This is a genomic window from Streptomyces sp. NPDC043854 (assembly GCF_056436005.1).
This window is the reverse complement of record NZ_JBWKDK010000018.1, coordinates 43,981-55,494: the sequence shown is the minus strand read 5'-3', so window position 1 is coordinate 55,494 and position 11,514 is coordinate 43,981. Positions and strand designations below refer to the sequence as shown.

The 11,514-nt window shown below is 71.0% G+C and carries 10 protein-coding genes; 4 read left to right on the top strand and 6 right to left on the bottom strand.

The genetic code is table 11. The features are described from left to right. The first annotated feature begins 172 nt into the window (after positions 1 to 172). Positions 173 to 826: a hypothetical protein gene (locus AC068A_RS18315; RefSeq protein ID WP_478586068.1), complete on the top strand. Its 654-nt coding sequence runs from the start codon at positions 173 to 175 to the stop codon at positions 824 to 826. Positions 827 to 1,036: 210 nt separating this feature from the next. On the opposite strand, the gene AC068A_RS18310 is transcribed toward AC068A_RS18315, so the two are convergent. The 4 genes from AC068A_RS18310 to AC068A_RS18295 all read right to left on the bottom strand — a co-directional run bounded on the left by AC068A_RS18310 (position 1,037) and on the right by AC068A_RS18295 (position 5,778). Next, positions 1,037 to 1,864 carry a MerR family transcriptional regulator gene (locus AC068A_RS18310; protein WP_478586066.1) on the bottom strand — a complete coding sequence of 276 codons (828 nt, stop codon included), beginning with the start codon at positions 1,862 to 1,864 and terminating at the stop codon, positions 1,037 to 1,039. Between the two features lie 264 nt (positions 1,865 to 2,128). Then, entirely contained in the window at positions 2,129 to 3,943 is a 1,815-nt protein-coding gene (locus AC068A_RS18305) for a serine/threonine protein kinase (protein WP_478586064.1), read from the bottom strand. Between the two features lie 230 nt (positions 3,944 to 4,173). Continuing rightward, positions 4,174 to 4,437 carry a GNAT family N-acetyltransferase gene (locus AC068A_RS18300; protein WP_478586062.1) on the bottom strand — a complete coding sequence of 88 codons (264 nt, stop codon included), beginning with the start codon at positions 4,435 to 4,437 and terminating at the stop codon, positions 4,174 to 4,176. A gap of 219 nt (positions 4,438 to 4,656) precedes the next feature. Then, positions 4,657 to 5,778 carry a nucleotide disphospho-sugar-binding domain-containing protein gene (locus tag AC068A_RS18295; protein WP_478586060.1) on the bottom strand — a complete coding sequence of 374 codons (1,122 nt, stop codon included), beginning with the start codon at positions 5,776 to 5,778 and terminating at the stop codon, positions 4,657 to 4,659. A 449-nt stretch (positions 5,779 to 6,227) separates the two neighbouring features. Here AC068A_RS18295 and AC068A_RS18290 point away from each other — a divergent pair, with 449 nt between their 5' ends. Further along, positions 6,228 to 7,268 (top strand): vWA domain-containing protein, encoded by a 1,041-nt coding sequence (locus tag AC068A_RS18290; RefSeq protein WP_478586059.1) that lies wholly within the window; start codon positions 6,228 to 6,230, stop codon positions 7,266 to 7,268. A gap of 1,021 nt (positions 7,269 to 8,289) precedes the next feature. Here AC068A_RS18290 and AC068A_RS18285 read toward each other — a convergent pair. Continuing rightward, complete coding sequence (locus AC068A_RS18285; RefSeq protein ID WP_478586057.1) at positions 8,290 to 8,595, bottom strand: hypothetical protein; 306 nt, start codon at positions 8,593 to 8,595, stop codon at positions 8,290 to 8,292. Between the two features lie 552 nt (positions 8,596 to 9,147). On the opposite strand from AC068A_RS18285, the gene AC068A_RS18280 reads away from it, so the two are divergent. Beyond that, entirely contained in the window at positions 9,148 to 10,047 is a 900-nt protein-coding gene (locus AC068A_RS18280; protein WP_478586055.1) for an NAD-dependent protein deacetylase, read from the top strand. 199 nt (positions 10,048 to 10,246) lie between these two features. On the opposite strand, the gene AC068A_RS18275 is transcribed toward AC068A_RS18280, so the two are convergent. Further along, a complete protein-coding gene (locus AC068A_RS18275) occupies positions 10,247 to 10,834 on the bottom strand; it encodes a hypothetical protein (protein WP_478586053.1) in 588 nt (195 codons plus the stop codon). A gap of 91 nt (positions 10,835 to 10,925) precedes the next feature. Here AC068A_RS18275 and AC068A_RS18270 point away from each other — a divergent pair, with 91 nt between their 5' ends. Continuing rightward, positions 10,926 to 11,465 carry a PadR family transcriptional regulator gene (locus AC068A_RS18270; RefSeq protein ID WP_478586051.1) on the top strand — a complete coding sequence of 180 codons (540 nt, stop codon included), beginning with the start codon at positions 10,926 to 10,928 and terminating at the stop codon, positions 11,463 to 11,465. Positions 11,466 to 11,514: the final 49 nt, after the last annotated feature.

Sequence of the window (11,514 nt, the reverse complement as noted above, 5' to 3'; positions counted from 1 at the left end):
GGACCCCGGGCCGCCGCCGACCGCTCCGGCGTGACTCCGCGACGCGCCCACCGTCGGCCCCTGACGTCCGGCGGTCCCTCATCGAGTCATGCTCGAAGAAGCCGAGCAGCTGAGGAGCTGACGCCCCACCAGCTTGCTCTGGGCAGTGGCGAAGCCACGGACTGGAGGAGTCATGCCGTACACATCAAAGGAACCCCGGCATCTGAGCGGTCTGCGGAACGCTCGCTATGGCGAGATTCTGCTCATCTCGCCGGACGGGGGTGGAGCCCTCAAGGCTGAGGTCTACAACACTCTCGGTCTCAACGACTGTCCGCTCGAGCGGTGGGAGGCGCTCGACCCGCGTTCGCTGGCGGAAGAGTTCCAGGTACCGATGGTGTATCTGAACGGCCCGCGCTTCTGGGTGGTCGACGAGATCACGGCATTCGCGTGGGGGGACACAGCAACGTTCGCCGGCCTGGAGGCCCGCTTGGTGGCCGAACTCCGCATCCCCCAGGAGCTCGGCCTCACCGACACGCAATCCAAGAACTTCTACACCGATGTCACGGTGGAACGGGACACGGAGTACGTCCTGCACAGCGGCAAACCCGTCCACGAACTGCTCGCTCCAGGCGACCGGACCTACGTCATGCAGACGTACTCCCACCTCGTGGACGACAGCCTGACGATGGACTCCCTGGCCGCACTCGGCGAACGGCTGCAGCTGCCGCAGGGCTGGCGGTACCGAGTCCGCACCGCGGAGGACGACCTGGCCATTCGCACGGTCAATGGAGAGGCCCACGTCCTGCAGGACGAGCTGGACAACACATACATGCTCGTCTCCCGCTGAGTGGCTACCGAGGGCTCTGTCCGTGTGACACCAGGCGCCCGGGACTGCCTCGAAACGAGGCAGTCCCATACTCACCCGTCGGGCCGACCACCGCGGCAGGCACGAGACTTCCCGCGGTCGCCCCCGCCCTCAGGGTTGTGGCCGCCCTGACCAGCCGCCCGCCGCTGTTGTCCGTGACCCCGCCGGGCAGCCCACCCCGGGGCCGAACGCTCAGCCGGCCAGCGGGACCGCGATGTCGCAGGCCGGGTCAGTCGGAGCGAGCTCGGACCACTCCGCGAAGTAGACCTCGCGGGGCGACCCCGACGCCGTGAGGGCCTCACCCTCCGCCCAGGCGTAGACCGCGTCGTACGCGGAGAGGATCTGCGGGTAGTCCGCCTGCGACTTCGTGATGCGGGTGTAGGCCTCCGCATGGGCCGGTTCAATGCGCGTGGCCACCGGGAACTCGGCCGCGCGCGCCGGGTCCACCGGGACGCAGAGCTCCACGGGGCCGTCGCTGTCCTCGTTGACCTCTCCGTGGTAGACGACGAAGGGGTGGCCGAAGAAGCCCCCGCGCGCCTCTGCCACCGGGCCCAGCCGGCCCAGCGCCGCGAGGATCCAGTCGGGAATTTCCTCCGGGGTGAGGTGCCGCTGCTCCGTGAGGACCAGCTGTTCCGGCACCTCGCGCTGCTGAATCTCGTACATGTCCAGGATCCCTTCGTCTCCGAGCAATTGGATACGGAGGTGCACCGCCAGCTCGCGCTGGGCCGCGAGGCGGCGCTCGACGCCGTCCCAGTACGCGGCCACCAGCCGGGCCGCCTCTTCCGGGACCGGGGCGGCCAGAACCGCGCTGATCTCAGCCAGCGGCATGTCCAGCCCACGCAGCCGCACGATCAGCCGGGCGGCGGCGAGCCGGCTCTCCCGGTAGTACCGGTAGCCGGTGACGGGATCGACACGGTCGGGCGGCAGCAGGCCCTGGCGGTCGTACAGCCGCAGGGCCTTCTGCGACAGCCGTGCCCGACGGGCGAACGCGCCGATGCTCAGCAGTGCGTCTTCCTCCATGCCCACAACGCTCCGCTCTTCCCCAAGGGCAAGGTCAAGCCGGCAATCTACGCGAGCCCCGACCCGGCTGTGTCAAGGAGGCCTTCGCTCGCATCACCCAGACGCCGCGGTCAGCTGCCACTGCCGTCTGCTGAGCCGGCAGTGAGGTGCTGCGCTCGGCGGGTCTTGTCACCAGCCGACCGCATCACAACACCGTCCGGTACGCACTCACCGCCCCCGGCCGAGCACTCATCGGCGGGCCGACCGGTGCTCGCTGCGCCTGGCTCAGGGGATCCGCCACTGCTGGGCCTTGTTTCCTGCAACGCAGGGGACCACCGTCAGCTGCTTGCCTGCGCCGTTGTCGGTCAGGCAGCCCCCTTGGAAGGCGATGTCCTTGATGTAGTACGCGCCGTTGCCCGGAATCCGCTCCAGGTTCCACCATCCCCCTCCCCCACCGTCGAGTTCGACGCGTACGGTGTCGCCGAACTGCGTCAGGGCCCGGGCCAGGTAGGCGCCACTCGGGGAGCAGGCCCGGAACGACTCGTAGTTGCTGCGCTCGTACACCCAGCCCAGGGCCGTGGTCCCGCCCATGACCACCTTGGTGCCCGCGCTGGTGCTGCTGGAGGCCAGGCCCACCTTGAGCCCGTCCCCGACGTTGGTGATGGCGCCCCAGACGCCTCCGCCGCACCCCGGAGCCGGAGCCGATCCGGATCCGCCGCCCGCGCCTCCGGCTCCGCCGGGGCTGGAGCCGCTGGTCGGCTGCTGACCGCCGCCGGAAGGGCTGCCGCCGCCTCCGCCGGGCGATCCGCCGCCCGGCCCGCTCTGCGGCGGGCTGCCCGGCTGCGCACCGCCGCCGACGCCGGCGCCGCCCGGGGCGGACCCGCCCGCAGGGCCGCCCTGCGCCGCAGCAGCAGGATCCTGCCCTGGGACCGCCCCGGGTGTGGCGCCTTGCGGGGTGGCCCCCGGGGAAGCGGAAGCCCCGGGACCCTGGCCCGCGTTGCCGGAAGCGGACGGCGCGGACACCGAGGTGGACGGCTGCCCGCCCGCGGTGTCCCCCGCGCCGGCGTCCCGGCCCCACGGAGCGATCTGGAAGACGGTGACGGCCACCGTCGCCGTCACCGTCACCGAGACGGCGACCGGTACGACCACCCCGTCGGGCAGACCCAGCCGCCGCCACCACTTCTTCCCGCCGGCGCCGTCCGCCGCGGGCGTCTCGGCCGGCCGGGCCACGACCGGACCCGCCGGCGCGTCGAGCTCGCCGAGCGGCCGCCCGGCCGCCGCACGGCGCGCCGCCGCAGCCATCACGGAAGCGTCGGCATACCGCTCCTCGGGCATCTTGCGCAGCGCTCGGGCAACGAACGCACGCACCGGCTCGGGCAGTGCATCCGGCAGGGCGGGCGCCGGCTCGCGGACGTGTTTGAGCGCGATCTCGACCACCGAGGCGCCGGTGAACGGCGGCTCCCCGGTCAGCAGCTCGTAGACGACCACGCCCAGGGAGTAGAGGTCGGAGGCCGCGACCGCGCCGAGGCCCTCGGCCTGCTCCGGAGCCATGTAGAGGGCCGTACCGAGCACCGCGTGGGAGTCGGTGATGGCGGTACTGGCCGCGCTGGAGCGGGCGATGCCGAAATCGGTGACGGTCACCCGGCCATCGCTCCCCAGCATCAGGTTCGACGGCTTGATGTCGCGGTGCGTGACACCCTGCAGATGTGCCACGTGCAGCGCGTCCAGAGCCTGCGCGGCGATGTCGAGCGCCTGCTCGGGGGGCAGGGGGCCGGACCGGGTGCGGACCTCGTTCAGGGGCCGTCCCTCGATCAGCTCCATCACGATGTAGGCGATCTGCTCACCCGAGTCGATCGGGCTCTCCCCGTAGTCGTGCACATTCACGATGCCGGGGTGGCTGAGCGAGGCCAGGACCGTGGCCTCCCGCCGGAACCGTGCCGCGAACGCCGGATCGTCGAGCAGCGCCGGAAGCAGGACCTTGACGGCGACCTGCCGCCGCAGCACGGCGTCATCGGCGCGCCACACCTCGCCCATTCCGCCGCCGCCGATCCGCTCGGTCAGCGTGTACCGGTCACCCAGGACCGTGCCCCGTCCCCACATGCGTCTTCCCCCGCAACGCCAGCTGGTCAGTAGTCCGTACAAGTGCAGCCCGGCACAGGGTACTTGGGCTGGCGGCGGCGGGAGACCGCCGCAGCCTGGATGACCCGGAGCCGGTGACGCTTTGGCGGTCGAGTTCACGGCGCTGGGGCTCGAAGCAAGTGCGCACCACCCGCCCGCCTTCGGGCAGTTGGCGCCGTACTACGCCGACGACGTCCTCGTCTGGGCCTTCGTCAGTGCGAGGCGTCGTGCAAGTCCCGGATGTACCAGTTGAACCTCGTGTCGTGGCTGCTGTGCGGCGGTTTGCCGGGGATGAACCCTGCCCGCCGTGCGACGGCAGCGGATGCGGGATTCTCCGGATCGACCTGGATCACCGCCTCTTCTCCGCCCTCCGTGGCCGCGTACTGGGACGCCAGGAGGACCGCCCGGGTCGCCAGCCCACGGCCCCTCCAGGACGGATAGAGGCCGTAGGCGACGTTCACCTGACCGGGGGCCAAGCCCTCTCCTGCGAACCGCACGTCGATCGTCCCCGCGAGCGCCTCGACGCGTCCACCCGGATGCCGAAGGCGCGGAGCGGCCCGGCCGCGTCCCACTGTTCCCGGCAGTGCCGGAAGTACGCCTCAACGCCCTCGCGCGTGCCGGGGCCGCCGTTGAGCCAGGCGCAGTCCGGGGGACGAACAAACTCGCCGACCGTCACACCACAAGCGGTTGCAGTACTAGGAGGTGGCCAGGGCCTCCAGGGCGGGGACCGTTTCGGCCGGGGTCGGCAGGGCGGCGTTCTCCGCCCGGAGGCGGGTGGCGGCCTCGCGGAGGGCCGGGTCGGTGACGAGGCGGGTGAGGAGCGGGGCGTCGACGTCGTCGGAGGCGGAGCGCAGGGCGGCGCCGGTCGCGGTGAGGGCGTCGGCGTTGGTGAAGTGGTCGGCTCCCTGGGGGAGCAGGAGCTGGGGCAGGCCGGCGTGCAGGGCGGTGAGCAGGGTGCCGGAGCCGCCGTGGTGGATCAGCGCGTCGGAGGCGGTCAGCAGCTCGGCGAGCGGGATCCAGGGCAGCGGGCGGACGTTGTCCGGGAGAGCGCCGAGCGGGGTGAGGTCGGCGTCGCCGACGGCGAGCAGGAACTCGGCGTCCACGGAGGCGGCGGCCTCGATCAGGCGGACGATGGCGCGGACGCCGTCCATCTCGGTGAGCACGGTGCCCAGGGTGACGGCGACGCGCGGGCGGGTGCCCCGGCGGAGCAGCTCGGCGGGGATGGTGCCGCCGCCGTTGTAGGGGAGGTAGCGCATCCGCAGGCCGCCCGGGTCACCGCCGAGCGAGGCGGGGACGATGTTCAGCGGGGTGGGCTGGGCGGGGCCGGCCACCCCGTACGTCTCATACGCTTCGGTGAAGTTGGCGGCGATCCGGCCGACCATGTCGAGGCCGGAGGTGACGCCGAAGTTCTGGATCACCGACGGGATCTTGAGCTTGGCCGCGACCAGCGGGGCGGAGGCCTGGAAGGAGTCGTAGACCAGCAGGTCGGCGCCCCAGCTGTCGGCGACCTCCAGCAGGCCGTCCACGGTGGGGCGGGAGACGAGCGCGAAGCCGTGGGCCGCCCTGTCGAGGATCTGGTCCGTGGTCATGTCGGGGGCGACGTAGCGCACCTCCTCGTTGGTGGACTGCTCGAACACCTCCCGGACGGTGCGGCCGTCGCCGATCTCGACGATCGGGAAACCGGCCTCGCGGAGCCGGTCCAGCGGCTGCGAGCCCGCGAACAGCACCTCGTGGCCGGCGGCGCGCAGGGCCTGCGCGGTCGGGATCATCGGGAAGAGGTGACCGGCCGAAGCCGGTCCGGTGAAGAGTATGCGCACGGTTTCTCCTTGCCAGTGGTTTCTGCCGGTCGAGGACGAGTCGTGCGGGCTCGCCCCGGTTCCCTCCGGTGAACTGACAGCAGGACACGCTGTGTTCCCCCGAAGGGGTCGATAATCAGACGTTCTGACACGGAACTTTCGGGGCGGGGCGCCGCCCCTGGGACGGCAGCGGTGCCGGCGGTGGTCATCAGTCCCGGACATCCCGGACGGAACGGCGCCCAAGGTGGGCGACCAGGTGGGCCTTGTCCCGCCGGCGGCAATCACCCGGCCTTCCTCGGTCTCGCCGCCGCCATCTGCTGCTCCAGCGCCCCAGGCGACGACTCTCCCGCCTCACCACGCAGGACCCGGTCTCGGGCCCGGGTCCTGCGTGGTGGGAGATCCCGGCCACGATCGATTGTCAGTGGTGGGTGAGAGGATCGGAGCATCGAGTCGGAAAAGGGGGAGCGGCCATGTCCGGAAACCAGAACTACATCAATCACGTTGCTCTTGTGTTGGATGCCAGTTCGTCCATGTCACAGCTGAGCCACAAGGTCGTCGAAGTCGCCGACCAGCAAATTGCATATCTGGCCCGCCGGTCGGAGGAACTGGACCAGGAAACCCGCGTCACGGTGTACGTCTTCGCGGACAAGGTGGAATGCGTCATCTACGACAAGGACGTGCTGCGAATGCCGTCCCTGAAGCAGCTGTACCGGGTCGGTGGAATGACGGCTCTGCTGGCGGCCACGCTGAAGTCGCAGCGGGAGCTGGCACAGACCGCTCAGCTGTACGGCGACCACAGCTTCCTGACGTTCGTGCTGACCGACGGGCAGGAGAACGCCAGTCATCGCTGCCCGGATGCGCCTGCCAGGGACCCGCGTGAGCTGGTACAGGCCGTGGCCACGATGATCGAGACGCAGGAGGACAACTGGACGCTGGCCGTCCTCGTGCCGGACCAGATGGGCAAGCGGGAGGCCATGCAGTGCGGTTTTCCCAAGGACAACATAGCCATCTGGGACGCCACCAGCACACGGGGTCTGGAGGAGGCCGGACAGGTCATCCGGGAGGCCACCGAGAAGTTCATGGTGGGCCGCACCAAGGGCATCCGGGGATCACGGGCGGTGTTCTCCACGGGTGCGGACGCGGTCAACAAGGACACCATCAAGGCAGCCGGCCTCACCCCGGTGAATCCGTCGGAGTACGAGCTGATTCCGGTGGCACGCGAAGCGGCGATCCGGGACTGGGTCATCGAATGCGGGCACACTTTCCGGAATGGGAGCGCGTTTTACCAGCTGAGCAAGTCGGAGAAGGTCCAGGCGCGGAAGCAGATTGCGGTGCTGGAGAAGAAAACGGACCGGGTGTACACGGGGCCGGAGGCCCGTGCCCTGCTCGGCCTGCCGGACACGGAAGTCCGCGTCAAGCCCGACCACAACGACGACTTCACGATCTTCGTGCAGAGCACCAGCGTGAACCGGAAGCTCGTACCGCACACGCGGCTCCTGCTCATGATCTGACGCCCTGGCAGCCGGGCCCGCCGGTCCGACCGGCCATCGGTCTGCAGACCGCGACCCGCCACCCGGGCGCGCAAGCACGGATCATCCCGGCGACGGGCCGGACCGCCTGGCCGACGGTGCACACCTACCGCTGCGCGCTGGCACTGGCCGCGCGACTGGGCACAGAGCTGGTCCGGTTCCCGGGCGGGCAGAACGGCAACACCGCGTTCCCCCGCGCGACAGCGCCGGCACTCAAGAACGTACTCCGGGGATGACCTCACCGGCGGCCCTGCGGTCGACGAAGGCCAGATCGCGGTCCTCAGCACGTTGCTGGGCTCGACCATGACCCACGTGTTCCAGCAGCGCGCCGCGCGGCGGACGGAGGACGATGCCCGGGCGGAACGGCTGCGACAGGAGCGGCTGGACACGTACGGCTCGTTCGCCGGGCTGCTCGTGGAATTCCGCCAAGCGATGCTGCACCACTGGTTCTGCGTTCACGAGGGACGCGACGCGGAGGACGAGGTGGCCTTGCGGGCACGCTCCATTCGAGCTGCGCTCGGCCACCCAGAACGCGCTGTTCCGGCTCCGCCTGGTCGCCGCGGAAACCGACGTACTGGCCGCGGCGGACGCAGCGTTCACGGAGATCGGCAAGCTGGACCGGCCTGCCGACCGCGACGGCCTGCTGCCCAGGCGTGATGCCACGCGCGAGCTGATCGACTCCTTCGTCACAACGGCACGGCGCCACATCTGAAGCGTGCCGTTTCAGCCCGCGGCAGCCTGGGGCGGCGCTGGTCCGCGGGGCAGTCTGTGTACCCTCCCGCGCTGATGCGGCCGGCGTTGGCCTCCACCGTGCTGTAGACGGTGGAGGCCACTTGAACACGCCGGGGCAGGAGCTCCGCCATGTCGACGCCGGCCTTCTGGGCGCGGAGCCGGCCGGCCCTCTGCGGCCGGTCCGGACTCGACATGGGCCCGGCCGGCTGAGCCGTTCCCCGGCGCCGGTGTTGGCGGATGGTTGTCCCCCTCGGTCCCCGTGGTGCGGGTGTCAGTTACGCCCCTGAGTGTCCTGGGCGACGATGAAGTAGACACCGCAGTCGCCTCCGAACGCCCAGCGTCCGCGGCCCACCCACGCGCCGTAGATCGTCTTGCCGTTGCTGCAATCGGTGACGGCGCGGGCCTGGCCGCTCCTGACGGTGCAGGTCGCCGTCCACTTGTTGACCTTCGACTTCCAGTTGGTGCAGCTGTAGTTGCCGCCGGCGGCGGAGGCAGGCGAGGCCGCGGCCAGGCCGCCGACGAGGAACGATGCGGTTGCGGTGGCCACTGCGGCACGGCGCAGCACGGTGAGCTTCAAGGTGGTCTTCCCCGTAAATGCCCTGTCGGGCGATAGAACAATGGTCGCGAACACCACGAAAGGTGCTCAAGATCATCTTACCCCGGGGCGCCGCCAGTCCCCGCCGCCGAACTTCCACGGCGCGATGTCGCGGCAGGACCGGGCCAGGGGCCGCAGGGCCGCAGGGGCCGCAGACATCGCATTCGGGTTGACTCCCCGGACTCCCAGATCGGCGATGGCTTCCGGGTAGCGGGGGGTGAACGCGCTGGGCCGAACCTGCCTGCTCTCCCGGTCAGCCGGAGTGCCGCCGCCCGCAGGACGGTGGCCCGCTCCAGCCGGCCGTCCATGTCCGGCCGAGGCAGGCGCAGCCCGTGCACCTCGCCGGAGTACCGGGCCCGGCCGCCGAGGCCGGTGGTGTCCGGCGCCGGCCGCGGGCGCAGAAGGCACCGCAGCCCCGCAGCCTGAACCGGGGGGACCGCTCCCCCGCCGGATGTCGTGCCCCGCGATGTCCTCGGCCAACGGCGCCATCCGCGGCGGAGGCGGGTGGCGGAGCCTGTTACGTACCCTGGCGGCATGCGCATGCGCCCCACTCTGCACTGGACCCCTACCGAAGACCTGCCGCCGAGCACCACGGATCTGGATCCGGTTGCCGATGCGCTGGGCGCCGGCGGCGTGCTGGTGCTCAGCGGGGCGGGCATCTCCACGGAGTCGGGCATCCCCGCCTACCGGGGCGAGGGCGGGAGCCTGAGCCGGCACACCCCGATGACCTACCAGGACTTCACCGCCAGCGCCCGTGCCCGGAATCGGTACTGGGCGCGCAGCCACCTCGGCTGGCGCACCTTCGGCCGCGCCCGCCCCAACGCCGGGCACCGGGCCGTGGCGGCGTTCGGACGCCACAGCTTGCTTTCGGGTGTGATCACCCAGAACGTCGACGGCCTGCACCAGGCCGCCGGCAGCGAGGGCGTCGTGGAGCTCCACGGAAGCCTGGACCGGGTCGTCTGCCTCTCCTGCGGAGCCTTCAGCCCGCGCCGAGAACTGGCCGGGCGGCTGGAGGAGGCCAATGCCGGCTTCGAGCCGGTGGCCGCCGGGATCAACCCGGACGGTGACGCCGACCTCACCGAGGAACAGGTCGGGGACTTCCGCGCGGTGCCCTGCTCGATCTGCGGCGGCATCCTCAAACCCGATGTGGTGTTCTTCGGCGAAGCCGTTCCGCCGGGTCGGGTCGAGCACTGCCGCCGGCTGGTCCGTGAGGCGGCCTCGCTACTGGTCCTGGGCTCCTCGCTGACGGTGATGTCCGGGCTCCGGTTCGTTCGTCAGGCAGCCCAGGCCGGGAAGCCGGTGCTGATCGTCAACCGGGACCCGACCCGGGGCGACCGGCATGCCGTCACCCGGGTCGCGGCGCCCCTGGGGACGGCCCTCACGACCGTGGCCGACCGGCTGGGCATCCCGGTCGACGGCCGGGCGGCGGCCTGAGTGAGGTCGTAACGGTGCCGGCCGTCACCGGGGTTCCCCGCGCCGACCCCTTTGGGTTCGTTGCAGAGCCGCCGCGCCAAGCCCGCCTCCGTCTCTGCGATCACGGAGGACGAGCGGCGAGTCCCGTCGGTCCGCGCCCCCGCGGCCAGCATGTCCGTCGTCGTCGAACCGGCCCTCGCGGTACCGGCCTCCACGCGCATCACGCCCCTGCCCGTGCCGCCGTCCGTGCCGCCGCCTCGGCCTGCTGCGCGGTGGCCTGCGTGTAGCGGGCCGTGATGACCGCCGGGACCGCGAAGCCGCAGACCTTCATGGCGACCAGTGCGGCAGTGGCGTGCGGGGCGAAGTGGAGGAGGAGGGCCAACACGGCCGCGTTCAGCGTGAAGGCCACTGCCCATACGGCGGTGACGACCACGTTGGCCCGGTGGAACATCCTGGTTCCGTGGGCCTCCGGCGGGGCCATGGTCCTGGCGATGCCGAGCGTGAAGGGCCGCCGTATCGCGAGGGACCCCCACGCGGTGAGGGCGAGCCAACCCACCGAGGCGGCGGGCCCGTACGCGCCCAGCGGTGCGGATGTGAACGCGAAGGCCGCCACCGCAAGTCCCCCGAAGAAGACGGCGGAGCTGATCTCGATGATCTGCGCGTCCCAGGGGCGGCCGGCTCGGCGGTCCACCGCCATCAGGCCTGCCGCCAGGAGGAAGCCGGCCAGGGCGCCGTACCGGTACTGGCCATTGGTGCTGAGGACGGCGAAGGAGATCCACGGCAGGAACGAACGGAGATAACCGAGCACGAGGCCCACCCTCTCGGGGATGACATTCCATTATTGACATGTCGAAGTTAGAGGGTCCTATGCAGACATGTCAAAGGTGTAATGTGAGGTCATGAGCCTTCGCCACGCCGTACTCGGCCTGCTCGCCGGTGGACCGGCCAGCGGCTACGACCTGCTGCGCACCTTCGACGTCTCACTCGCCAACGTGTGGCCCGCCACGCAGAGCCAGCTCTACGGGGAACTGGGCAAGCTGGAGAAGTCCGGGCTGGTGTCCGTCGCCGCCGAAGGACCTCGCGGCCGCAAGGAGTACGCGATCACGCAGGCGGGGCGCGATGAGCTGCACCACTGGCTGACCGAGGTCGAGCCCACCCAGGTGCGCCGCAGCGACATGCTCCTGCGCGTGTTCTTCCTCGACCAGCTCGAACGCGACGAAGCCCTCACCTACCTGCGCCGGCAGGCCGAACTCGCCGCGGAACGGCACGACCGGCTCACCGCGCTCGGCAAGACCGTGGCTCAGGGGGAAGACCCGCTGTCGACCTACGGCCGGATCGTCATGGAGTGGGGCCTGCGGTTGAGCGCCACCCAGCGCGCGTGGGCCGAATGGGCCCAGGAGCAGCTGGCGGAACGGCAGCCGCCCGCCGCGCCTCAGTGAGTGCTTGAGTCCCTCCGGTCACCTTGCGGCCACCTCGCGGCCGCCGACC